This window comes from Lentimicrobiaceae bacterium (assembly GCA_020636745.1).
Lineage (GTDB): Bacteria > Bacteroidota > Bacteroidia > Bacteroidales > Lentimicrobiaceae > Lentimicrobium.
Genome location: JACJXH010000010.1, coordinates 24,891 through 50,297, shown reverse-complemented (window position 1 = coordinate 50,297; position 25,407 = coordinate 24,891). Strand labels below are relative to the sequence as shown.

At 43.8% G+C, this 25,407-nt stretch carries 23 protein-coding genes; 19 read left to right on the top strand and 4 right to left on the bottom strand.

Annotation, left to right across the window (positions count from 1 at the left end):
• The first annotated feature begins 148 nt into the window (after nucleotides 1-148).
• The 17 genes from acs to H6541_13505 all read left to right on the top strand — a co-directional run bounded on the left by acs (nucleotide 149) and on the right by H6541_13505 (nucleotide 17,342).
• The gene (gene acs, locus H6541_13585) at nucleotides 149-2,050 is read left to right on the top strand and encodes an acetate--CoA ligase (GenBank protein MCB9016815.1); all 1,902 of its coding nucleotides are present in this window, start codon (nucleotides 149-151) and stop codon (nucleotides 2,048-2,050) included.
• Nucleotides 2,051-2,183: 133 nt separating this feature from the next.
• Nucleotides 2,184-4,493: a DUF4040 domain-containing protein gene (locus H6541_13580; GenBank protein MCB9016814.1), complete on the top strand. Its 2,310-nt coding sequence runs from the start codon at nucleotides 2,184-2,186 to the stop codon at nucleotides 4,491-4,493.
• Nucleotides 4,490-4,903 carry a Na+/H+ antiporter subunit B gene (locus H6541_13575; GenBank protein ID MCB9016813.1) on the top strand — a complete coding sequence of 138 codons (414 nt, stop codon included), beginning with the start codon at nucleotides 4,490-4,492 and terminating at the stop codon, nucleotides 4,901-4,903. The genes H6541_13580 and H6541_13575 overlap by 4 nt, the downstream gene beginning before the upstream one ends.
• Before the next feature lie 3 nt (nucleotides 4,904-4,906).
• Nucleotides 4,907-5,257 (top strand): Na+/H+ antiporter subunit C, encoded by a 351-nt coding sequence (locus H6541_13570; GenBank protein MCB9016812.1) that lies wholly within the window; start codon nucleotides 4,907-4,909, stop codon nucleotides 5,255-5,257.
• Nucleotides 5,254-6,762 (top strand): Na+/H+ antiporter subunit D, encoded by a 1,509-nt coding sequence (locus tag H6541_13565; GenBank protein ID MCB9016811.1) that lies wholly within the window; start codon nucleotides 5,254-5,256, stop codon nucleotides 6,760-6,762. The genes H6541_13570 and H6541_13565 overlap by 4 nt, the downstream gene beginning before the upstream one ends.
• 13 nt (nucleotides 6,763-6,775) lie before the next feature.
• On the top strand, nucleotides 6,776-7,111 hold the full coding sequence (locus H6541_13560) for a Na+/H+ antiporter subunit E (protein MCB9016810.1): 336 nt from the start codon (nucleotides 6,776-6,778) through the stop codon (nucleotides 7,109-7,111).
• Nucleotides 7,108-7,392 carry a hypothetical protein gene (locus H6541_13555; protein ID MCB9016809.1) on the top strand — a complete coding sequence of 95 codons (285 nt, stop codon included), beginning with the start codon at nucleotides 7,108-7,110 and terminating at the stop codon, nucleotides 7,390-7,392. The genes H6541_13560 and H6541_13555 overlap by 4 nt, the downstream gene beginning before the upstream one ends.
• A complete protein-coding gene (locus tag H6541_13550) occupies nucleotides 7,385-7,762 on the top strand; it encodes a monovalent cation/H(+) antiporter subunit G (protein MCB9016808.1) in 378 nt (125 codons plus the stop codon). Before H6541_13555 ends, H6541_13550 begins: the two co-directional genes overlap by 8 nt.
• Nucleotides 7,763-7,974: 212 nt before the next feature.
• The gene (locus tag H6541_13545; protein MCB9016807.1) at nucleotides 7,975-8,292 is read left to right on the top strand and encodes a heavy-metal-associated domain-containing protein; all 318 of its coding nucleotides are present in this window, start codon (nucleotides 7,975-7,977) and stop codon (nucleotides 8,290-8,292) included.
• Nucleotides 8,293-8,673: 381 nt separating this feature from the next.
• Nucleotides 8,674-8,895, top strand: coding sequence for a DUF4492 domain-containing protein (locus H6541_13540; GenBank protein ID MCB9016806.1), 222 nt, complete (start codon nucleotides 8,674-8,676; stop codon nucleotides 8,893-8,895).
• 7 nt (nucleotides 8,896-8,902) lie between these two features.
• Nucleotides 8,903-10,453, top strand: a complete 1,551-nt coding sequence (locus tag H6541_13535) for a cytochrome ubiquinol oxidase subunit I (GenBank protein MCB9016805.1) — start codon at nucleotides 8,903-8,905, stop codon at nucleotides 10,451-10,453.
• Nucleotide 10,454: 1 nt separating this feature from the next.
• Nucleotides 10,455-11,612, top strand: a complete 1,158-nt coding sequence (gene cydB, locus H6541_13530; GenBank protein ID MCB9016804.1) for a cytochrome d ubiquinol oxidase subunit II — start codon at nucleotides 10,455-10,457, stop codon at nucleotides 11,610-11,612.
• A 26-nt stretch (nucleotides 11,613-11,638) separates the two neighbouring features.
• Nucleotides 11,639-11,776, top strand: a complete 138-nt coding sequence (locus H6541_13525; GenBank protein MCB9016803.1) for a hypothetical protein — start codon at nucleotides 11,639-11,641, stop codon at nucleotides 11,774-11,776.
• A gap of 205 nt (nucleotides 11,777-11,981) precedes the next feature.
• Nucleotides 11,982-15,656 carry a PKD domain-containing protein gene (locus H6541_13520; GenBank protein MCB9016802.1) on the top strand — a complete coding sequence of 1,225 codons (3,675 nt, stop codon included), beginning with the start codon at nucleotides 11,982-11,984 and terminating at the stop codon, nucleotides 15,654-15,656.
• A gap of 76 nt (nucleotides 15,657-15,732) precedes the next feature.
• Complete coding sequence (locus tag H6541_13515; GenBank protein MCB9016801.1) at nucleotides 15,733-16,470, top strand: 16S rRNA (uracil(1498)-N(3))-methyltransferase; 738 nt, start codon at nucleotides 15,733-15,735, stop codon at nucleotides 16,468-16,470.
• A 41-nt stretch (nucleotides 16,471-16,511) separates the two neighbouring features.
• On the top strand, nucleotides 16,512-17,174 hold the full coding sequence (locus tag H6541_13510; protein MCB9016800.1) for a DUF4159 domain-containing protein: 663 nt from the start codon (nucleotides 16,512-16,514) through the stop codon (nucleotides 17,172-17,174).
• A gap of 30 nt (nucleotides 17,175-17,204) precedes the next feature.
• Nucleotides 17,205-17,342 carry a hypothetical protein gene (locus H6541_13505; GenBank protein ID MCB9016799.1) on the top strand — a complete coding sequence of 46 codons (138 nt, stop codon included), beginning with the start codon at nucleotides 17,205-17,207 and terminating at the stop codon, nucleotides 17,340-17,342.
• A gap of 7 nt (nucleotides 17,343-17,349) precedes the next feature.
• Here the strand turns inward: H6541_13505 and H6541_13500 are convergent, their stop codons facing one another.
• Complete coding sequence (locus H6541_13500; GenBank protein ID MCB9016798.1) at nucleotides 17,350-19,356, bottom strand: cation:proton antiporter; 2,007 nt, start codon at nucleotides 19,354-19,356, stop codon at nucleotides 17,350-17,352.
• 443 nt (nucleotides 19,357-19,799) lie between these two features.
• On the opposite strand from H6541_13500, the gene H6541_13495 reads away from it, so the two are divergent.
• Entirely contained in the window at nucleotides 19,800-20,180 is a 381-nt protein-coding gene (locus tag H6541_13495; GenBank protein ID MCB9016797.1) for a hypothetical protein, read from the top strand.
• 345 nt (nucleotides 20,181-20,525) lie between these two features.
• Entirely contained in the window at nucleotides 20,526-21,398 is an 873-nt protein-coding gene (locus H6541_13490; GenBank protein MCB9016796.1) for an NAD(P)-dependent oxidoreductase, read from the top strand.
• Nucleotides 21,399-21,432: 34 nt separating this feature from the next.
• Here the strand turns inward: H6541_13490 and H6541_13485 are convergent, their stop codons facing one another.
• The 3 genes from H6541_13485 to H6541_13475 form a co-directional block, all read right to left on the bottom strand.
• Nucleotides 21,433-22,074, bottom strand: coding sequence for a lactate utilization protein (locus H6541_13485; GenBank protein MCB9016795.1), 642 nt, complete (start codon nucleotides 22,072-22,074; stop codon nucleotides 21,433-21,435).
• A 130-nt stretch (nucleotides 22,075-22,204) separates the two neighbouring features.
• Nucleotides 22,205-22,810, bottom strand: a complete 606-nt coding sequence (locus H6541_13480) for a hypothetical protein (GenBank protein ID MCB9016794.1) — start codon at nucleotides 22,808-22,810, stop codon at nucleotides 22,205-22,207.
• A 406-nt stretch (nucleotides 22,811-23,216) separates the two neighbouring features.
• Nucleotides 23,217-25,289: a response regulator gene (locus H6541_13475; protein MCB9016793.1), complete on the bottom strand. Its 2,073-nt coding sequence runs from the start codon at nucleotides 25,287-25,289 to the stop codon at nucleotides 23,217-23,219.
• Nucleotides 25,290-25,407: the final 118 nt, after the last annotated feature.

Genomic DNA, 25,407 nt, shown 5'->3' with positions numbered 1-25,407 from the left:
ATGCCAGCAAAGTGGGCTTACCGATACCTGACAATAATCTTCCACCCTTCTGTAATATCTGAAAAAAAACAGATAATACCTCCGGGTTCAATCTGCGCTTGCGAACAACTCCATCCCTTCATACGTTTATGATAAAAACCCAAAACGTATGGAAAAGCCAGTCAATCAACTGAAAAAAATCTACGAGCCCTCCAGGGAGGTAAAAAAACGTGCCACTATAAAAGATTATGATAAAGTTTACCAGACTTCTGTAGAAAACCGCGAAGCCTTTTGGGCAACGGAAGCCAAAAAGCTGGAATGGTACAAAAAGTGGGATCAGGTATTGGACGCTTCCAACCATCCTTTTTATGAGTGGTTTACCGGTGGAAAAATTAACATCGTGCACAATGCCCTCGACCGCCACCAAAAAAATGCAACACGCAACAAACTGGCCATCATTTGGGAAGGCGAGCCCGGGGATGTGCGTACGTTTTCGTATCACGCGCTTAACCGTGAAGTTTCAAAGTTTGCCAATGTGCTCAGATCAATGGGTGCCCGACCCGGCGAGGTAGTAACGATTTATATGCCGCAAATTCCGGAAACAGTGATTGCCATGCTTGCCTGCGCCAAAATTGGAGCCATTCACAGCGTGGTATATGGCGGTTTTAGTGTAGAGGCTTTGGCCGAACGCATTGAAGATGCCAACAGCCGCATATTGGTAACGGCTGACGGAGGATACCGGCGCGGTAAAGCTACCGGATTGAAAACAATAGCCAATGAAGCCATGAAGCGCTCGCCAACCATTGAGGTATGCATCACGGTGAAACGAACCGGGGAAGAATGCTATATGGAAAATGACCGCGATTTCTGGTATCACGATTTAATGTCGATGCCACTGGCCTGCGACAATTGCTATACCGAACAAACCGATGCCGAAGACCCTCTTTTTATCCTTTATACCTCAGGAACCACCGGCAAACCCAAAGGGCTGGTTCATACCCATGGAGGCTACAGCGTTTATACTGCCACAACTTTTCAATATGTGTTTGATATTAAACCTGAAGATCGTTTCTGGTGTGCCGCCGATCCGGGATGGATTACCGGTCACAGCTATATGGTATATGGGCCGTTAATCAACGGAGCAACCATCATGATGTACGAAGGAGCACCCAATCATCCTTACCCCAACCGATGGTGGCAAATGATTGAACGCTACGGCATAAACATACTTTACACTTCACCAACCGCTTTGCGCGGATTGATGCGTTTTGGTTCATCATGGGCCGATCGCCACAACCTGAGCTCGTTACGCTTGCTGGGCTCAGTGGGTGAACCCATCAACCCCGAAGCATGGAAATGGTATTACGAGGTGATTGGCAAAGGGCGCTGCCCCATTATGGATACCTGGTGGCAAACCGAAACCGGAGGCCATATGATTACACCCGTTCCATCCATGCCACTTAAACCGGGCTCAGCAGCAAAACCGTTCTTTGGTAACGAACTGGCAGTGGTTGACGAGGCCGGAAATGAGGTGAAAGCAGGAGAAGAAGGCACACTGGTTATTAAAAACCCATGGCCGGGAATGGCACGTACCATCCTGGGCGACCCCGACAGGTACGTAGAAAAATACTGGGAAAAGTTTAACAAGCAAAAATGGTATCTGGCAGGTGACTCAGCCCGCAAAGACGAAGATGGCTATTACTGGATTATAGGCCGCATTGACGATGTGATTAAAGTGAGTGGATACCGTCTTGGATCCGCTGAAATTGAAAGCGCACTGGTAAGTCATCCTGCAGTAACTGAAGCTGCTGCCATCGGATTACCCGATGAACTGCGCGGCAATGTAATTCACGGAACCGTCATTTTACGACAAGGGTTTGAAGCAGGTGACAAGCTGGCCGAAGAGTTAAAAAATCATGTTGAAAAAGAAATTGGCCCCATAGCACGACCTGCCTTTATTGTGTTTGCCGACGCTTTGCCTAAAACCAGAAGTGGCAAAATTATGCGAAGACTTCTGAAAGCCAAAGCATTAGGACAGGAAACCGGCGATATAAGCACATTAGAAGAGTAAGCAATACAAATTCTTCTCATTTCTTAACCCTAAACTTGGCTTACCAGGTTTCAGGCATTTTTTGTTATCAGGATTTTTTCTAAATTCGTAAACTAATCATTTTTCTTCATATTCAAATGCATTTCCTATTACCATGAGTGGACTGCTTAACTACCTTATTTTACTTCTTGTGGCTGCTTTTCTTTCACCTTATTTTATCAGGAAGGGAGGTAAAGCAGCCCCCTGGCTACTGGGGCTGCTATCAGCAGCAGGGTTTGGCTATCTGCTGAGCTATGCGGGTTTTATTGCTGAAGGAAACTCCCTGACATGGTCAGTTGAGTGGTTGCCTGAACTTCACCTTAATTTTTCGCTATATCTTGATGGTTTATCCCTCTTCTTTGGCCTGCTTGTAACAGGTATGGGAGCGTTGGTATTGGTTTTTGCTGGAAAATACATGCAGCCATATGCTCTCAAACACCGTTTTTTCTTTCTGATAGTACTGTTTGAGTTTGCCATGCTGGCGCTGATTTTGTCGGGCAACCTGTTCACCATGTTCATTTTTTGGGAGTTAACCAGTGTGAGTTCCTTCCTTTTAGTAGGTTTTAATCATGAGAAGCCCGAAGCCCGCAACGCTGCCCTTCAGGCATTACTTATCACTGTTTCAGGTGGTCTTGCCATGATGGCCGGGTTCATCATGCTGGGGCAGATGGCCGGAACCCTGGAAATCAACCAGTTGCTCAAATCAGGCGATTTAATCCGCAATCATCCGCAATACCTGCCAGCATTGCTGCTGATTTTAGCCGGAGCGTTTACCAAGTCGGCGCAATTCCCTTTCCATTTCTGGCTGCCGGGGGCCATGCAGGCTCCATCTCCGGTAAGCGCTTTTTTGCATTCCGCCACCATGGTAAAGGCAGGCATCTATTTACTTGCCAGGCTCAGTCCGATAATGGGAGGCACTCCTGAATGGCGCTATATACTTACCATTACCGGTGCAATTACCATGCTTTTAGGCGCTTATTTCGCCTTTTCGCAAACCGACTTCAAAAAGGTGCTGGCCTACACCACCATCAGCGCTTTGGGCACACTGGTACTGATGCTTGGCATTGACACCGACATATCGGTTAAAGCGGCCATTATCTTTTTACTCGTGCATGCGCTTTATAAAGGAGCGCTGTTTATGGTAGCAGGACTCATCGACAAATCCACCGGCACGCGCGATTTGCGACAACTCGGTGGACTATATAAGGCCATGCCATCAACTGCCATCGCGGCTATTGTGTCGCTGCTCAGTATGGCCGGTCTTCCGCCAATGATAGGATTTATAGGCAAAGAACTGATTTATGAAGCCAAATTTGCGCTTCCCGATATCGGAAACTTCCTGCTTATAGTAGGTGTAGCAACCAATGTAATGATGGTTGCCATAAGCCTGGCGCTAATCTTCAATCTGTTTCTCGGCCCGCTGAAATATCCCGGCGAAAAGCCCAAACCTCCGGCTCTTGCACTCAGAATTGGACCATTATTACTTGCAGCAATCAGCCTTATTTTCGGACTTTTCCCGGCTGATGTTGCCAGATTACTGCTCAAGCCGGCCATTATGGCCATCCACCCGGCTACCAGTACACTTAAACTGGCTTTGTGGCATGGGTTCAACGAGGTATTGCTGGTAAGTTTCATTACCGTGGCTTCCGGAGTAGCCCTGTTTTTGCTTTACCGCAAGGTTAACCCCTGGCTCACACGCTTCAATAATGAAATTATCACCTTCAGGTTTGCAACTGCATTTAATCAGGGCCTCGATCTGTTTCTGAACCTTACCAAAAGAAAAACTGCCATTATACAAAGTGGCTATCAGCGCTATTACCTTATGGCCATTTTTGTTATGACCTCATTGCTGGCATGGTATCAATTGGCTTACACCTGGCCGGGCTTTAGCTCCTTTACAGTCCCGGGGATTTTTGAAATCCTGTTGCTGACGGTGCTCATGGCAGCCACAGTTTATGCTGTTGTTGTAAAATCAAGACTTGCGGCCATACTCTCACTTGGCGTCGTAGGTTATTGTATAGCCCTTCTGTTTATGTTTTATGGTGCTATTGATTTGGCCATTACCATGATGCTTGCAGAAACTCTGGTATTGGTATTGTTTATGGTTGTAGTGTATCACCTGCCAAAGTTTACCAACTTCTCATCAAAGGCTTCACGCATGCGCGATGCAGCCATTGCACTGCTGGTTGGAGGGTTTATGACTGGCCTGGTACTCAAGGCCGGACAATTAAGCCTGAACACGAATATATCTGATTATTATACTGAAAATGCCCTCTCTCTTGCTCATGGAAAAAATGTGGTAAACGTAATCCTGGTTGATTTCAGGGCACTCGACACACTGGGTGAAATCACCGTGCTTGCCATTGCAGCTATTGGTGTAATGGCTCTGCTAAAACTCAGGACAAAGAAAGGAAGCGCAACATGAAATCCTATATCATTCAGCAGGCGGCTTCGCGTATACTGCCTGTTACTATTGTACTTTCCCTACTGGTTTTTTACAGGGGGCACAACAATCCAGGCGGAGGATTTATTGGCGGGCTGATGGCCGCTTCAGGATTTATTTTTTACGCCATGGCCTTTGGCACCCGGCAAGCACAAAAAAAACTACGGGTAAGTCCGCTTTGGCTGATTGCTATGGGACTGTCAATGGCCACCCTTAGCACCCTTCCTGCATTGCTGGCCGGCAACCCGTTTTTTACCGGCGAATGGATTTCAATCAATCTGGCTTTCGCCGGAACACTCAAACTTGGAACACCACTTCTTTTCGACCTCGGGGTTTATCTTACTGTATGGGGGATTTTACTGATGATTATTTTCAATATCCTAGACGAATAAACAATGGAAACACTGCTCGCTTTTGTTATTGGATTGCTTTATGCCGCAGGTGTTTACCTTATGCTGCGGCGAAGTATCGTAAAACTTATTCTTGGCATCATGTTGATGAGCCATGCAACCAACCTGCTTATTTTTGTAGCCGGCGGTTTGCATAAAGGTCAACCACCGTTTGTTAAAGATGGTATAAACGCAGTGGTTGCCAATCCTACCGACCCATTGCCACAAGCCCTTATTCTTACAGCGATTGTTATTGGATTCGGGATAACTGCCTTCTTCCTGGTACTGATGTACAAATTTTACCAGACTACCGGCACCGAAGATCTTGATGAACTTAAAGAAGGAGAATCCAAATGATTATAGCCGCCTTACCCATACTTCTCCCGCTTATTACCCTCATTCTGCTGCTATTTGCTTTTAACAGGCGGCAATGGCAACCCTGGATTGGACTTGGAGGCAGCCTGTTGCAACTGGCATTGGCAATATATCTTTTGATTTATGTAAAAAATCAGGGTATACTGGTATTGCATGCGGGCAACTGGCAGGCACCATTTGGCATTACACTGGTTGTTGATGCTTTCAGTGCCATTATGCTTGTGCTGGCTGGCATCATCGCTGTAAGTATCAGCCTGTATTCGGTTGATGCCATTGACCGCCAGCGTCAGTCTTACTTTTACTTTCCTATGGTGCAGGGCCTGCTGATGGGAGTAAACGGAGCCTTTATTACCGGCGATATTTTTAATCTGTATGTCTGGTTCGAGGTCATGCTTACTGCTTCATTTGTGCTTATCACCCTCGGGGGCGAAAAAAAACAACTCAGTGGTGCCATCAAATATGTGACACTAAACCTTGTTTCTTCGCTGTTTTTCCTTGCCGGAATCGGCCTCCTGTATGGCAAAACCGGTACACTTAACATGGCAGACCTGGCACTAAAGCTTTCGATGGCCGAAAACAGTATCCTGATGAACAGTTCGGCCGTATTGTTCTTTATCGCATTTTCGATTAAAGCAGCAGTATTCCCTTTTTTCTTCTGGCTGCCGGCCTCCTACCACACCCCTCCTGTTGCCATAACAGCTCTTTTTGCCGGACTGCTTACAAAAGTTGGTGTTTATTCCATGATTCGCATCTACACCTTGTTTTTTGTACAGGACAAACTTTTCTGGCACCCACTTTTCCTCTGGATTGGCGGTTTCACTATGGTTGTTGGGGTGTTGACTGCCGCTTCGCAGTACGACATGCGAAAGATTCTTTCATTTCATATCATCAGCCAGATTGGCTATATGATTATGGGACTTGGCATCTTTACGGTGGCGGGTATTGCAGGAGCTATTTTCTATATGGCTCATAATATCATTGCCAAAACCAACACTTTTCTGGTTGCCGGACTTATCAACCGCGTTACGGGAAGTTACAATCTGAAAACCATTGGCGGACTCTATAAAATCAGGCCCTGGCTGGCCATTCTTTTTATTATTCCAGCCTTCGGACTGGCTGGTATTCCTCCTCTTTCAGGTTTCTTCGGAAAACTTATCCTTATCTCTGCCGGTTTTAGTGCGGGTGAATATTTAATCTCATTTGTAGCATTGGCAGTTGGTTTATTTACGCTTTTTTCGATGGTCAAGATTTGGAACGAAGCCTTCTGGAAACCAAGGCCCGAAGAGTTACCAATATATTCAGGGGAAAAGGAAAAATTGCCGTTTACAATGGTTCTTCCTGTGGTTATTCTCGGCCTGCTTACCCTTACCATGGGATTTGCGGTTAAGCCTATTCTCCACTTTGCCATGGAAGCCTCGGCCCAACTGATTGATCCATCGGCTTACATTCATGCCGTGCTTGAAACAGCAAATTTCAAACATCCATAAACGCGACATCATCATGAAATACATAAGAAAAGCCTGGCTATTTTTCGTCTTCCTGCTTTTTTACCTGAAAGAAATGGTAAAGGCCAACCTCCAGCTTGCCCGCGACATCCTCAGTCCAACCATGCGATTGCAGCCGGGCATTGTTAAAGTTCATACAAATGCAAAAAACAGCCGGCAGATACTGGCCTTGTTCAACTTAGTCACCATGACCCCCGGCAGCCTCTGCCTCGATGTGAATGATGACCATTCATGCATTTTTATTCACGGGCTTTATGTAAAAAGTCATGATGAATTTGAGAAAGAAATAATTGAGGGAATTGAAAAAAAGATGCTGGAGGTATTTGAATGAATGCAATAGTCAATATTCCTGAATGGGTAACGCTTGCCTGCATGGTTATGCTTGCCCTGGCTTTGTTGCTCTCACTTTTCAGGCTTATAAAAGGCCCCACCATGCCCGATCGTATTGTGGCGCTCGATTTGACAGCCGCTCTTTGCATGGGGTTCGCCATTATCTACGCGGTTGACACCAACCAGGAACGCTATCTGGATATTACAGCCATTGTTGCACTGGTCATTTTTATTGGCACCGTTGCCTTTGCTACTTATCTGAAAAAGAAATACTATGATTAATACAATTATCATCGCAGCGCTTTTGCTGGGCGGAGCGTTTTTCTCACTGCTTGCGGCTATCGGCATCGTCCGCTTTCCTGACTTTTACACCCGCATGCATGCAGCCACAAAAGCTCCTGCATTCGGCATTTTGCTTCTGCAAACAGGAGCCGCTATCCATTTTGCGAGTATTTATGCCATTGGCATCAGTCTTATGGTCATTGTTTTCATCTTCCTTACTGCTCCGGTATCCTCACATGCCATTAGCAGGGTAGCTCACCTGCTCAAAATTGAAATTTGGGACAAAACCAGTATGGACGAACTTGCCAGTCATCAAAACTATGGCAAAGGCAAATCTTCAACTGATGATACAACCACCCCAAAAGACTGAAATGCGAGTTCACTTATTCAACCTGACTTTTTTCAATTCAGAAATCTAAAACTAAATTAAATTGTTACATGAATAAAAAGCCCCTTGCATTTTGGAGATTTCAAACATATGTCGGGCTATTTATGTATATTTGTAAGAACCTCTTATTGAACAAACACACAAATACAAACCTAATCATTAATAGCATGAAAAAAATTTTCAGCGTTCTCCTGATGGGGGCATTTTTTGCCGCCTGCAACCAGACGACACCTGTTCAGGAACAAACACCTGCAGCGCAAACAGTGAATGTTGCTGCCATTAAAACCATTGAACTGCATGTAACCGGCATGACGTGTGAAGGGTGCGAAAACACAGTAAAAGAGGCTGTTAATAAAATTGGCGGCGTTACTGAATCAAATGCATCCTTTCAAAAGGAAGCAGCCATCGTAAGTTTTGACACCACCATGACCAATCTGGCAACCATCACCAAAACCATTGACGACCTTGGATATAAAGTAGAAGGTCTCATGCAGGCGGAGGAAGCCAAATAAAACATGCTGCTTTTTTTGAAAAATGCCTGCTTTTTCAGGCGAACAATTTCAGTTATTATTTTCTCAAAAATTGAAAATCCGGAAGCAATCAGGACTGTTTCCGGATTTTTTTGTTTAACTTTCAAAGGCCATTAGCCTATGCACACAGCTCTATTATTTCATTTACCACCTATATCACCTCACTTTGTTTAACTTATTGAATTTACCAAAATACCAATATAGTCATTTATACATCTATTTTTCAAGTTTTTACCAACATTTAATTTTCAAACCCTACATTCTCAGATGTTAAACAATTTAGATATTTTCTAAATTACCAAAATCAGAAAACTTTCCTCAGGTTTCTTGTTATATTTGAGCACATCTTAAAAGCAGCTGTTTATGATGAAAACAAATATATTTTCCCGGATTTTCCGCTTTTATTATGAAGGTTTCAAAAATATGACGGTCGGAAAAACCCTGTGGGCTATCATTCTGATAAAACTGTTTGTCATGTTTGCTATCCTCAAAATATTTTTCTTTCCCAACTTTCTAAAGTCTAATTTCAGCAACGACGAAGAGCGGGGCAACTATGTGATTGAACAATTAACACAACCTAAATAAAATCACTATGACTGAAACATTTGACTATTCACTGATCGATTGGTCGAGAGCCCAATTTGCGCTCACAGCCATGTATCACTGGATATTCGTACCGCTGACCCTGGGCCTGGGATTTATCGTGGCCATTATGGAATCCATTTTTGTAAAAACCGGTGACCCGGAATGGAAAAGGATTACCAAATTCTGGATGACCATATTCGGAATAAACTTTGCCATTGGAGTTGCCACAGGTATCATTCTTGAGTTTGAGTTTGGCACCAACTGGTCAAATTACTCATGGTTTGTGGGCGACATATTTGGTGCGCCTTTGGCCATTGAAGGAATTATGGCATTTTTCCTTGAGTCAACCTTTATTGCTGTGATGTTTTTCGGGTGGGACAAAGTTTCTAAAAAATTCCACCTGCTTTCCACCTGGCTGGTTGCATTTGGAGCCAGTTTGTCTGCCTTGTGGATTTTGGTTGCCAACGCATGGATGCAGATGCCGGTAGGCATGAAGTTCAATCCTGAAACAGCCCGCAACGAAATGGAGAACTTTTGGGATGTACTTTTCAGCCCAATGGCAGTAAGCAAATTCACACACACCATTTCTTCATCTTATTTGCTTGCAGCATTGGTGGTTATTGGCATCAGCTCATGGTTTTTACTTAAAAAAAGGCATCTGGTATTTGCCAAACGCAGCATAGTGCTGGCAGCCATTTTTGGCTTGGTTACCTCCTTGTTCACCATTCTTACCGGTGATTATAGCGCCAAAGTAATTGCCCGCCACCAGCCCATGAAATTTGCAGCTTTTGAAGGTCTCTCGGTTGGAATGCGCGGTGCTCCCCTGGTAGCATTAGGGATTGTATCTTCATCGCCGGAAGACCCAAACAATGAGAACATCAAAGATTTCGCTTTTAAAATTGAAATCCCCAACTTTCTTTCATACATGGCATTCCAGGACTTCAACGCCTTTATTCCCGGGGTAAAAGACCTGATGGAAGGCAATGAAGAGCACGGACTGATGTCTGTTGCCGAAAAAATTACCAGAGGACGCCTGGCCATTGATGCACTTGCTGAATTTAAGGCTGCCAAAAAATCTAACGACGCAGTAAAACTCGCCGAAGCCCAGAAAGTGCTGGATGAAAACTTCCAGTATTTCGGCTATGGCTACTTCGAAAACAATCCGTCGGGCATTGTTCCCAACCTCCCGCTTACTTTCTATAGTTTCCACCTGATGGTTGCTTTAGGATTCTGGTTTATGGTATTCTTTGGCATTGTTTTACTACTTGCCTATAAAAACAAACTGTCGACCTCAAAATTCTGGCTGAAAATGGCCATTATCAACATTCCATTGGCTTATATTGCATCTCAATCAGGATGGATTACAGCCGAAATGGGTCGTCAGCCCTGGGTTATTCAGGATTTAATGCCAACCATGGCCGCTGTTTCAAAGCTTGACTCAAATGCAGTGGTGGTCACTTTCATACTTTTTGCTTTAATATTCACCACCCTGCTGATTGCTGAACTTAAAATTATGTTCAGACAGATTAAAAACGGACCAAAACAAGGAGGAAAATAAGATGTTTGAAACTTTTTCGATACTCACACTTCAACAATACTGGTGGATCATCATATCGCTTCTTGCCAGTCTGCTGGTATTCCTGATGTTTGTTCAGGGTGGCCAGACCCTTATTTACACACTTGGAAAAACCGACTCAGAGCGTTCACTTATTGTTAATTCGCTTGGTCGCAAGTGGGAGCTTACCTACACCACCCTGGTTACTTTCGGTGGCGCTTTTTTTGCATCATTCCCTCTTTTTTATTCAACCAGTTTCGGAGGTGCTTACTGGGTATGGATGGCTATACTTTTCGCCTTTATTGTTCAGGCCATCGCCTATGAATACCGTAGCAAACCCAATAATTTTCTGGGAAAACGCACCTATGAAGGATTTCTGTTTGCCAATGGTGCACTGGCAACCATCCTGATAGGCACTGCAGTTGGTACATTTTTCAACGGCAGTATGTTTTCGGTTGAAAAACTAAATCTAACCCAAATTTACGATTCAGCCATTTCGCGCTGGGAAACCCCTTTTCACGGGCTGGAGGCTGTACTTAACCCGCACAATGTAGCACTCGGCCTGGCCGTTTTCTTCCTTGCCAGAATACTGGGTATACTTTACATTGTGAATAATGTAAACAATGAACACATTCATACCCGCAGCCTGAAACAAATGTGGTACAATGCTATCCCGTTCCTTGTTTTCTTTCTGTACTTTGTAATTTACCTGCTGGTAAAAGATGGCTTTGCATACAGCCAGTCTACCGGTGAAGTATTTATGGAACCATTCAAATATCTTCACAACCTGCTTGCGATGCCATTGGTTCTTGTTCTTTTTCTGGCTGGCGTTGTGCTGGTACTTTTCGGAATTGTCAAATTCCTGTTTCTGAAAAGCAATAAGGGCATCTGGTTTGCTGGCCCGGGCACTGTACTCACGGTTTTCGCACTTTTCCTGATTGCCGGATTCAACAACACCGCGTTCTATCCGTCGACATTTAATCTGCAACACTCTCTTACCATTGAAAACAGCTCATCCAGTCACTACACGCTTACTGCCATGAGCTATGTTTCCTTATTTGTTCCTGTTGTAATCGCATACATATACTGGGCATGGAAATCCATTGACAATAAGCAGATTGAAGAAAAAGACCTGAACGACAACGAAACCCATGTATATTAAAATTTATTCACCCAAACACTGACAAGATGTATCTCGACAAAATAATGTGGCTTCTGGCCTGGCCCGGAATGATTGCCCTCTCCTATTATCTGGTGGTTTTTGGATTAAAAAAACTTGAAAAACAGATAAAAAGCGATCCCCTTGGAGAAGACACCAATCCCTGAGTTTTTAAATGTTAAAAAGCCTCTTGAGCAAATAACCTGCTAAACAAGCTTTTTACATTCATCACAATTTTAAAACAAAAAAGCCGGTCATTCCGGCTTTTTTATTGCCACAATAAACACCCTGAAAACCAGCATCAAAATAAGTAGTTATAAACATAATCTATTACATTTGTATTCAAATTCCATAAAAATTCAATCAAATCCGATGAACAAGTTCACCAAACTATCGCTGGTACTTTCTTTTGTTGTGTCATCTTTTCTGTTAAAAGCACAGGTTACTGATCAGTCAGCAACGAAAGCCGACACAGCCTCATTCCCTTACTGGATTGAGATGATGCAAGACCAGAATGCCAACTTTTATGCCACTCAAAAAGCCTTCAACACATACTGGGAAGGTCGTGAAATAACCAGGGGAAGTGGCTATAAGCCCTTTAAACGCTGGGAATACATCATGAGTCAACGGGTAAAGCCTGATGGAACAAGGCCTGCCGCCGATCGCGATTTACGGGCTCTTGAGGCTGCCATTGCCGCCAATCCCAACCGCTCAGCTGAAGGCGACTGGACACCACTGGGACCTTTCAATGTACCTTCAGGTTATAACGGTTACCGCGGAATAGGACGAATCAGCGCCATTGCTTTTCACCCGACCGATCCCAACAAAATTTACATAGGCGCGCCTGCCGGCGGATTGTGGAAATCTGACGACCATGGGCTCACATGGACAAGCACCACTGATGTTCTGCCTACACTGGGCGTATCGTCAATCGTGGTTGATCACGAAAACCCTGATGTTATTTTTATGGGCACCGGCGACAGGGATGCCGGCGATGCTGCAGGTTTAGGTGTTTGGAAAAGCACTGATAACGGTCTCACCTGGCAACCATCCAACACCGGTCTGGAAAACAGCACCATTGGCAGATTGATCATGCACCCAACTGACCACAATCTGATATATGCTGCCACCTCGGGCGGTGTTTACAAAACAACCGACAACGGCAATACATGGACCAAGAAGGTCAATGGGAATTTTAAGGATATAGTATTCAAACCAGGTAATACTGATGTTATTTATGCCATATCGGGTGGCAACTTCTTTAAATCAACAGATGCTGGCGAAAGTTTTGTCCAGGGTGCTGCCGGATTGCCTTCAGGCAACAGAGCCGTGGTAGCCGTATCGCCTGCCAATCCGGAAATTGTTTATGTTTTCCTTACAAACAGCGACTCTTTTAAAGGACTTTATCGTTCCGAAGACAGCGGAAATTCATTTACCGAACGCTCAACGTCGCCCAACATTATGAGTTGGGACTGCAATGGCGGAGATGGTGGCCAGGCATGGTACGATCTGGACATGGCCGTTGACCCTGCCAATGCCGATATCATTTATGGAGGCGGTGTTAACTGCTTTAAATCGGACAACGGAGGACTTTCATGGTATATCCGCTCGCATTGGTACGGAGGATGCAATGTTCAATCAGTACATGCCGACCTTCACATACTGGAATATTCACCTTTAACAGGCAGACTCTTTGCCGGAAATGACGGTGGAGTTTACTGGTCGGGCAACGGTGGCGAAAACTGGACCGAAATCAGCAACGGACTGGTCATCAGTCAGGCTTATAAAATCGGACAAAGTGCCACAAACCGCAATTACGTAATCAATGGGTATCAGGACAACGGCACATCAACCTGGACGGGAACCGATTGGATTGCTGTGGGTGGCGGCGATGGAATGGAGTGTGCATTTGATCCCACCGACGACCGTTACAGCTATTCCACTGTTTACTATGGAGCCATCAACCGTATATTCAACCACTCGTCGCAGGGGCAGATTGCCGGCGAAGGCTCAAACGGTATCACCGAAAGCGGCGCCTGGGTTACCCCATTTCTTATTGATCACAACGATGGCAACATCATGTTTATTGGCTATAAGAACATCTGGCGCAGTACCAACATCAAAGCCAATAACACTTCTTCGGTAAGCTGGACTAAAATTTCATCCATCAACACCAGTAATTTAAGCGTTCTGGCTCAGTCACGGGCCAATACAGACATCTTATATGCATCTGCCGGAAACAAACTATATCGCGCCGACAATGTAAAAGAAGCTGATGTAAACTGGATTGTACTGACCTCAAACTTACCTTCAGGTAATGCCATTACTGCCATTGAAACAAGTCCGTTTGACGAAAACACCGTATTTATTGTTCAACAGAACAAAGTTTTTAAATCGGAGGACAAAGGGTTTTCATGGACAAACATGACAGGCAACTTACCTGATGTACAGATGAATACACTCGCCTATTACAAATTCAGCCCCGAAGGACTTTATTTGGGAACTGATATCGGTGTATTTTACCGCGACAGCTCAATGGACGACTGGATGTTATTTTCAAACGGCCTGCCGGCATCCTCAAAAGTTACTGAGCTTGAAATATATTATGACCCTGCAGGGCAGCAAGGCGACGTAATCAGAGCCGGAACTTATGGACGTGGCCTCTGGGAATCTCCTTTACATTTCACCACTCCTGCTGCTGATTTTATAGCCGACAAAACCATTGTGCCCATTGGGTGTCCGGTTAATTTTACCGACAAATCAACCGGCATCCCTTACAGTTGGGAATGGACATTTGAAGGAGCTGAAACTGCTACCTCAAACTTACAAAACCCCGGCGGCATTGTGTGGAATGCGCCCGGCGAATATTCAGTTTCACTTACGGCCATTAATCCGGCAGGAAATGATACTGAAACCAAATCAGCCTACATCGTTGTAAGCAGTACCCTGCTTCCTGAAGTAGCCTTTGAAACAGACAAACGAATCTTCTGCACCGGCGAAGCTACAGTTCAGTTTACTGACAATTCAGATTTTTGCCCGAACAGCTGGCTCTGGTCTTTTTCACCTGATGATGTCACTTATCTCGATGGCACTTCGGCCACTTCGCAAAACCCTGTAGTCAGCTTCAATGGCTCCGGTAATTATGATGTCACCCTGATGGCCTCCAATGTCAATGGCTCGTCGAGTCTCACGCTTGAGAATTACATTCAACTGAGCGGAGCCTTATTGCCTTTCGGCGAAGACTGGGAAAGTGCATCCTTGTCGGCCAACGGATGGGAAGTAGTAAATCCTGACAATAAAAAAACATGGGAACTTAGTCCTGTTCAGGGAACTGCACCGGGCAACACGGCCATTAAAATGGACTTTTTCAATTATAACGTAGCCCCGGGCCCACGCGACCAGCTCATTAGCCCGCCATTTAATCTTATCGGATACAATTCGGCATTTCTTTCATTCCAGCACTCATACACCAGACGCTACGAACAGATAACCGACTCATTGATAGTACTTTTATCAGATGATTGTGGCGCCAGTTGGACCAGAGTATTTGCAACGGGTGAAGATGGCAGCGGAAACTTTGAAACCCACCCGGTTTCCATCACCAGTTTTACCCCGGCTTCAGCTGATGACTGGTGCGGTGCTCCCGGAAATCCTGATTGTATCTCGATTGATATTTCTGACTGGGTTAACAAGAGCGATGTAAAAATTATGTTTGAATCGGTTCACCGCAGGGGCAACAGTCTCTTTCTCGACAATATTGCGGTTACAGAAAACAGCCTGGTTGGCGCAGATTTGCAGCCAGTTTCTGAAAATGGAATCCGCATTTATCCAAACCCGGGTAACGGAACGTTTGTAATTGCTTCGAATGAATGGCTTTCCGGAGCACACATTCAACTCCTTGCAGCTGATGGCCGGCTAATGCTCGAAAGCAGGCTTTCTGCCGGAAAACAATGGACTGTCAACAAATCAGACCTTGCACGCGGTATTTATATCCTCAGGATAAATACCAACAATCAGTCGAAACAACTTAAACTGATTGTTGAGTAAGACAAATTAAACCACAACTAAGGCCGGCTCTAACCGGCCTTTTTTTTTAATTTTGCACTACATCAACCACTCCTTCATGCAATTATTTTATTTACCCGGAAAGAATTTGTTTAATGCCTTTAAAAGCGGCGATGTATATCACCAGTTACCGGCAGATGAAGCCATTCATGCAGCAAAAGTGTTGCGACTAAAGCCAGGTGATACCCTTACACTTACCGATGGTATCGGAAGTATAGCCAAAGCTCTGCTGGAAGACAACAACCCAAAATCGTGTACCATCAGGCTGATTGAAGCTGAATTTAGCGAAGAACCGAAATTCAGGCTGCACCTGGCAGTTGCTCCTACTAAAAATATAGCTCGTTTTGAGTGGTTTCTTGAAAAAGCAACAGAGTTCGGACTGGCAGAAATTACACCTGTTTACTGCGACCATTCAGAGCGTGAGAAACTGCGGACTGACCGCCTGATGAAGGTTTTGGTATCGGCCATGAAACAATCGCTGAAAAGCCGGCTTCCGAAACTGAATGAGCCCGTGGCACTCGATAAAGTCATTACCGGCCCGGCCATCAGCAAGCGTTTTATTGCCTGGGTTGACGACTTACCACGTCCGCACCTGAAAGACGCCTGTAAGCCCGGTACGGATGTCCTTGTTTTGATTGGCCCTGAAGGTGACTTTAGTCAACGCGAAATAAAACTGGCGCTCGACCATGAATTTAAGCCTGTAAGTCTGGGCAAAGCCAGGTTGCGTACCGAAACTGCAGCACTGGCATCCTGTTTTATTGTAAATTTGCTCAACGAACCTTCTACTGACCTGTAACAACGCCCCATTGCACCTGTTTATTTAACAAGCATCATCTTATGAAACTGAAAATAAAAGCCATCATCTTTCTTTTTGTGTTGACCGGCATTGTTGCATGGGCTCCACCGGCTTCATATCAGATTGCCTTGCTAAAATACAGAGGAGGAGGCGACTGGTACGCCAATCCTACCTCGCTTACCAACCTGATTGACTTCTGCAATCGCAATCTAAAAACCAATATTGACAAGGATTACGCTACTGTTGATGCCGGCAGCACCGACATTTTCAATTATCCTTTTGTGCATATGACCGGGCATGGCAATGTTGTATTTGACGAGCAGGAGGCCGGAAATTTGCGTAATTACCTGATGGCCGGAGGATTTCTGCATATTGATGACAATTACGGGCTTGATCAATACATCAGGCCCATGATGAAAAAGGTGTTTCCTGAACTTGATTTTATTGAGCTGCCCTTTAATCACCCTATTTACCATCAGAAATTTCAGTTTCCCAACGGGCTCCCCAAAATTCATGAACACGACAATAAACCCGCACAGGGCTTTGGTCTAATCTGGGAAGGAAGGCTGGTTTGCTTTTACTCCTACGAGTGCGATTTGGGTGACGGCTGGGAAGACCGGGCTGTACATAACGACCCCGAGGAAAACAGGCAAAAAGCCCTGCGAATGGGAGCCAACATGATACAATATGTTTTTTCAAAATAAGCCGGCGACAGTATAGTAAACCATACTTTTTTGCTAAGTCAACCAGACAGCATAGTCATTTTTCCTAATAATCCGCTGAAAACAGGTATTGCCCTTAGCCTGAAGAATGAAAAACGCGCAAAACCCTGCAACAATCAGGCATATGGCACATTTTCAGATAAAGAATAAACTCCTTTTATCTTAAAACTAAAAACCTGTTGACCTCTGCAATTTTTTCGGGACTTCCAAACAGGTAGAGCATATCGTCAGTTTCGATGGTCATTTGTGGCGAAATTTTGGTCAGGTAGCGGTTTTGTCTGCGAATAGCAAGAACTGTCACATTGAACTGACTCTTAAGTCCACTTTCGACAATCGTTTTTCCCACAATTTTATTGACGCCTCCCTGCACCGGAAGAGTAGCAATCACCATATCAGGAATATGCAACTGCATATGAGGCGGATTTTGCTCATCGGTGCCTGAAGCGCTGAGAAGCTCGTAATTATGCGCTCTGACATGACTCACAAATGATTGAATTTTGTCGTAAGGAATCAGGTAGCGGTTCAGTACCCGCGTAAATATCTGAATAGAAGTTTCAAATTCCTCAGGAATCACCTCATCGGCGCCCAGTTTCAGAATTTCATCAATTTCATTCACGTGGCGGGTACGCACAATCACATGAGCCGTTTCAGTAATCTGACGAAGGATAGTAATAATCTTTTTGGTGGCTTCAGGATCAGAAATGGCAATCACCACAACCCTTGCTTCGTGGGCATGCATATGATGCAAAATCAACTCATCGGCAGCATCGCCATAAATAACAGGATATCCTTCGGCTCTGGCTTCCCTGAAAATATCAGGATCAAGCTCAACGGCAACATAAGGAATATTTGCTTTATTGGCAGTACGCGCCACATTATGTCCATTAATCCCAAATCCGATAATAATCAGATGATCATGCAACTGAGAGGTCATTTCTTCTTCATGGGATTTCTTGCGATTATGGTATTTGATCAATCGCTGACGTACATTCCCCGGAAGCCATGCCCTGATAAGCCAATCAGCCATTTGGTCAGCATAAGCTGCAATAAAGGGGGTCAATCCCATTGTGAGGATTGAAATGGCCAGAAAGTTCTGGTAAACATCTTCTGTCAGCAGGTTATTGCGAATACCGATGGTAGAAAGCAAAAAGGCAAACTCTCCTACCTGAAACAGGGTAAAGGCTGAAATCAATGCCGTACGCAGCGGAAAGCGCATAAGCAAGACCGTGAGTGCCACCACCACCATTTTTAGCAAAACAACACCAATGGTAAAAAGAATCAGAATAAGGAAGTGGTCAAGAAAATACCGCAGATCGAGCAACATGCCAATAGACACGAAAAAGAAACTGATAAATATTTCGCGAAAAGGGAGAATATTGGCTGTGGCCTGGTGGCTGTAATCCGACTCAGAAATAATAAGACCGGCAAAGAAAGCGCCCAGCGCCAGTGAAAGTCCGACTGAGGAGGTGAGCCAGGCTGTGGCAAAACACAGCACAACAATGGTGAGTATAAATAGCTCACGGCTTCGTGTTTTCACTACCCGGTGCAGCAGCTCAGGCACCACATACCGGGCAAGTACAATCAGCAAACCCACTACCAGCGCAAATTTGGCTATCAGCCCCAATACGGTTATCCACAAATTACCCCCATTGCCTGCAAGTAAGGGAGTTACCAGAATCATCGGCACTACAATAATATCCTGAAAGATAAGGATAGCCAATGCAATACGCCCCTGGGGAGAGGTCATCTGCCCTTTTTCGGCCAGCATTTTCAACACAATAGCGGTACTGCTTAACGAGATAAGAAATCCCATAAAAACAGCCTGAGGCGCAGTAAGACCCAACAAATATGCCAAAAGAAATGTAAGCAAAATAGTACCACCCACCTGAAGCAAACCACCCAGCAATACAGTATGCTTTACCCGGGCAAGCCCTTTAATCGAAAACTCAATTCCAATAATAAACAGAAGGAAAATAACACCCGTTTCGGAGAGAATCTCCACCTCATGCGACGCGCTTATTAGACTCAAGCCATTGGGTCCGGCAATCATTCCGGTAATAAGAAAACCCAGAATAGAGGGCATTTTTAGCCGCTGAAACGCCAGAATGATAAGAACTGATAGCCCGAGAATAATTACAACTTCTTTAAGTATAGGTATTTCCATAAAATTACATTTGCCTCACCAGTGATATACTGCCGCCTGCTTACGGCTTCCTTCAAAATTAAGCATAAATATTCAGTTAAGCGCAAACTTATGCCACTCCTTTTACCCGAAGCCTGCCCGATGCCGTTTGCAAGCCATTCAATCATTGATTTAATTCCGGGATAAATGAGTTTGCATGAATAAATGTCAGAACCATAAACTTTATGCCGGCTAAGTTTCTTCAATTTAATATGGGATACAGAATTAAATGGTCACAGTAAATGGCTTGCCTTTGGTTCATACAGCCTGTATACAAAATCGTTCTATGGCACGTACTTTTCCCATAATTACCTGTTAAATTCATAGCAACCAAGTTCTTTCGGCAAAGCACACCTCTGTAAAAGCTGGAAAACTTGTATCTGAGCCGGTTTTTTTGTAACTTTAGTCAACAGAAACAAAAAGTCATGGCTGCAGATTTTAAATGTCCGCATTGCTTAAACCTGCTCAATGTGGGTGAAAACATCGTATTCTCAACCCGCAACCTTTGGAACAAGGAAGGGATTATTTTATTACATCCGGGTTTGGGCAATTACAAAGTCATCAAACACCCCGATTTTGAAGTACTGAAAGGGCAGATACTTGAATTTAGTTGTATATATTGCAATAAGCAACTGACATCAGAAAGAAATGTGAATCTGGCAAAAATCCTGATGTGTGAAGATGGTGTAGATTATGAAATACATTTTTCGCGGGTATCGGGCCAGCACGCAACCTATAAAATTATTGGCAAAAATATCGAACTGTTTGGAGAAGATGCCAAAGCTTATTTTGATTCCATTCAGTAAATCCCGCTCATGAACCATCGCAAACCAGTATCATCTTCGTACAATGATCATTCGGATTGCAGTACAAAAGGCTACCATACATCCTTCCTCAGCCTGATTAAGCATTGATTACCTGCCCTTTTAATCATTCAAGGAGGCTGTAAACGTTACGGTTCATTTTACCAGACCCCAGGGTTTGAAAAATCAACCTGGTTCGTTTGAATAAAAGTGCAGATATTTGCAAGCTGATGGGCGCCTCATCGGAAATTAAAGCGCTTAACTCTGAATTTAAACAGTTTAAATGGTGTTTAAACATGATTTAAACATGATTTAAACATGCATTAAAAACCAAACAACGTTTTAAATATGACTGCAATCAATAAATTAAAAGCAGGATGGATTGGCCTGGGAAATATGGGAAATCCTATGGTAAAAAACCTGTTGAAGGCAGGATTTGAAGTTTCTGTATTTAATCGCAACCGCTCAAAAGAAGATGAGTTGCTGGCTTTGGGAGCTACTTCAGCTTCAAGTCCCCGCCAATTGATGGAGACCTGCGATATTATCTTTACCATGTTATCTGATGATGCGGCAGTGAAGCATATTTTTGAATATGAAAATGGCCTGCTTTCTGCTCAAGGCGAAGGGAAACTGATTGTGAACATGAGTACGGTTTCGCCTGACACTTCCCGCTATTTGTCAGCTGCCTGCAGCCGGCATCAGTTACATTTTCTTGAAGCGCCTGTTTCGGGCAGTGTAAAGCCTGCCCAGGACGGAGCCCTCATTATTTTAGTTGGTGGCACTGCTGAGGATTACAACAAAGCCCTGCCTTTTTTTGATGTACTGGGCAAACTCGCCTTGCTCCTGGGCCCTGTCGGGGTTGGCAGCTCGGCCAAACTGGCCATTAACTACTTACTGGGACTTAACTTACAGGGACTGGCCGAGACGGTTTTGTTTGCCGAAAAGAATGGCGTTCGTACAGAAGATATGCTCACCATTGTGAATGAAGGTGCCTGTGGAAATGGCATCACCAAGATTAAAACGCCTGCTATTCTCGCCAAATCCTATCCGGCCGCTTTTGCACTGAAACATCTGGTTAAGGATTTAAGACTGGCCCGCGAAGCCGGACTCAATGCGCCGCTGATGCAGCCATTGTTCGACCAGTACAACCTGGCATATAGCAACGGACTGGGCGAACAGGATGTAATGGCTATTATAAGCCAACTGGAACAGAAGAAATAACCAGCAAAGCACAGATCTCGCTGGCACCTTCGGCTTACAATCCCATTTCCTGATCAATCAGAATAATCTTAATTCTTTTGGGTGGATAGGATTTTTCTGTAATGGTCCATGTGTTGCATATCCGGTGCGGGCTCCGGCAATCATCGCAAATGCCGGTTATCTGACACGGTGTTTTAAATTTATCATGACGTTTTACATTGAGCGGAGCTGCCACAGTTCTGATGCGATGAAATGCTGCATCGAGATCTTTTACCAGCTTATTTTTACCAACAAACAACACTACATAAGTTGGCCCGAATGTAATGGCTCCTACCCTGTTTCCAATCATGTCAAGATTGACCAACTGCCCTTTTTCGGTGATGGCGTTGGTGCCTGTAAGAAACAAATCTACTGTGAGCGCCCTTTTCCGCTGTCGGATTTTGCCCTCCATCCCTTCGTTTGCATCAAATGGATCAATAAACTCTACCGGGGCCTTGTGCTTTAACACTTCCAGTGCTCCGGTGGAGAGCATGGTCATTGAATCGGCAAATGATGCACTTGAGATTTCCAGATTCGAAAGTATTTTATTTTCAAACACTTCCCTGGCTTCAGCAGCGTCAGCAGCTATAAAAACTTCAAAATTATTCAGCTCAAGCTGCTTTTTAACTTTCAGTAATGCTTCATTGGCTGTTTCCATAACACCAGGCTTTAAAAATTATAATTTGTCCGATGACAAAATTAACCAATTGCCGGCAACTCAATACCTGAAAAGGCACATAAATGAGAGGAAACACAGGGAAATGAAAGATCTTATCAGAAAAATAAAATCAGATATCCTGGAAGTCAGCCGTATGTATCATATACCTGAAAGCCTGTTCAAGACGTGTATTATAATCAGCAACCTCTAAAGGTGAAACCAGGGCGTCATTGATAAAAAACAGAGCAGCCTTGTTGTGGTGAGGCAGAATATACCCGAAAGAATACTTAACCAAATCTTTGTTAACCGGTGTAACGAGTCTAATTTGAGCCACCTCAAGGCCATCCAGTTGTATTTTTTGCACTTCAAGCTCAGAGGTGCTCTTTATCAAATGGTTGAGATACATTTTTTTTACCAATTCACAATAATCATCCAGACTACTTTCGGCCTTGCCCACATCCGACTTCAGAATAAGGGTATTGTTGTAAAACCTGACACCCGGAACAAAAACACCTGCATCTGTTTGGTTTTTACGCACATTCACATCCATATTTTTATCAAATCCAAAACCTGCATATGGAAGTTGAATCACTGAAAATCCCTTAAAATTTTCAATCCTGGTAAATGTTATCCCTTCGGGCGGTGTGGATGCATGTTTCAATGCTTTGTTGTGAGTACCACATGCTGCCAAAAAAGCCATGCATGCAAGAAAAGCTAAAATACGGGTTTGTTTCATTGTCATTAGTTAATGATTATTCAATTATAATTCTGCTAAAATAACCAGAAAATATTTTTCTCCAAAAAAGAATCATTATCCGCATTTATAATGCCATTACACATTATATATCTGTGCATTACAAACAAACGACTTCCATTCAACCAAAAAAATTAAGTTTGTTTCTATGCAAAATAGCACAAATATTAGTCGCAAAAAGCCTGGTTAGCAGAAACAGGCAGTAAAAAACAAAGCAAAAAAACAGCCCCGGGAACAAAATCAGCCAGTCAGGATGAGCAGGCCTTCTTTAGAGGAATAAAGGATTTTACATTTTGAATGGCAATAGCAGGCCTGAGGAGATTTGGAGGCAGTATGGGAATATAAAAAGCAGCTTTAGGAAACAGATTTGTTTAAAACTGTAAAACCATCAATAGTTCTCATTCTTGAACTGCTTATCAAGAATGGCTATTAATTCTTCGGCTTTTACCGGCTTGGTCAGATATTCGTCAAAAACATCGCTATATTTAAGTTTTTCAGTTTCCAGAGCGTAAGCCGTTTGCGCTACAATCAGCATATCGGGACAAAATTCCCTGATAATCCGGGCTGCCGAATATCCATCCATTTCAGGCATTTTAATATCCATCAGTACAAGATCAAATTTCTGCTGTCGGCACATTTCAACTGCCTCTTTCCCGGTTCTGACCAAAACAAAGCGGCAATTATTCATTCTCAGAATAGTTTTCAGGTAGTTGGCAGAAGTATCATCATCTTCAGCCACCAGTACAAATATATTCCGGTCTTCGTCCAGCATTTTCTTACCGGCTACCGGTTTATCAGCAGCCACATGATGACGTTTAGGTGCGAACTTCCTGGGGATAGTAAAACTAAATTCAGAGCCAGCGGCATCTTCTGATTTCACTTTAATCTGGCCTCCCATCAGCTCAACCAATCCTTTGGAGATAGACAGTCCGAGGCCGGCTCCCTCATACCCGCTGTTTACGCTTGAATCAACCTGCATAAAGCGCTCAAAAACCATATCCAGTTTGTCAGGAGGAATACCTTTGCCTGTATCTCTGACAAAAAACTCAATTTCCTTTTCCCAAACCCTGTAACCAAAGGTAATGCTGCCATGATCGGTATATTTGATAGCATTTTTGATAAGGTTTATCAACACTGAATCCAGCTTTTCCTTATCAGTAATGACATAGGCTTCCAAGGGAGGAAAGGCACAGGTAAAATAGAGTGAAAGCCCTTTTTTAGAAGCTTCAGCATAAAAGAAGTGATACAGAAACTCAATTCTTTCATTCAGATTGGTTTCTGAATTGGTAACTTCCATCTGCCCCGACTCAATCTTAGAGATAGAAATCAGGTCGTTGATGATGTTGAGCATACGATGCCCGCTTTGTTCAATAATGGAAATAAACTGCGCCTGCTGTTGCCCGGTAAGATCGGGGTTTTTCAGCAAATCGGCAAAGCCCAGTATGCCATTCATCGGTGTACGGATTTCGTGACTCATGTTGGCCAGAAATGCCGATTTGAGGCGGTCATTCTCTTCTGCTTTTTCTTTGGCTTGCCGCAACTCAGCCTGCACCATGTTCCTGCTGGTTACATCCCTGATAACCCCGAGTATCCCTTTGAAATTTTCCTGTCCGTAGTGGTAAGGCGTTTCGGTAATCAGCAAATGCTTTTTACTCTTTTTTGCGGTAACAACTTCAATTTCGTGATGAACAGTAAAGTCGGGTTTTTGCATTTCATGTTCATCTTTCAGACTTATAAAACCGGCACTAACCAGGAAACTGTTCAGCGACTTCCCTGTCAGCTGACTGGTTTCCATTTCAAATATGAGTGCGGCAGCCGGATTGCTATATAAGAAATTGTACTGATAATCGAAAATTACCACCCCTTCGCCAAGTGATTGCAACAACAGCCTGAATTTACGCTCACTTTCATAAAGGGCCATATAAGATTGATTTTTCGATTTTATGATGATAAATGAAAGGAACAAAAGCACCACAACAGCCAAACTGATAACCATCTGATTAATGGGCGGAATATCAGAAAAATACATAAAAACCATATTAAACAGCACGGCACTTACACCATAAATGGCAATGGTTTTGTGAGACTTAAATGCCCAAGAAATGGACGAAACCATGACCAGGTAAATAACAGTGGCATAAAAAGCATAATCATTTGCATAGGCAATGTATACCGACCATACCAGCATCAGAATCAGCAAAGCACTGAAAAATAAATGAAAATTTTTGCTGAAAAATGCATGTACATAGGTGGCTATATACAAGCCCATAAACAAGGAAGCGATAATTAATCTTAAAATAAGCGGGTCATTAACCTCTGTAGCAAACTTGTTGATAAATATACCTGATACAACAAAGAGTATGGCACAAAAAACCATTAAAATTCTGTACAACTTTAATTTGCCTGAGAAAATCATATTTTCAGCCAGTGATGGATTCTCAGAATTCTGTGTCCGGGTCATTTTGTTCTGCCTTTTTATACCCTGAAGAGAGAGTACAATAAATTTAAATTGTTAAGCCAAAAAACAACATCTGTCAGTTACAACCTGTTGTGTGTGCAATATACTTCCTTCCGTTTCC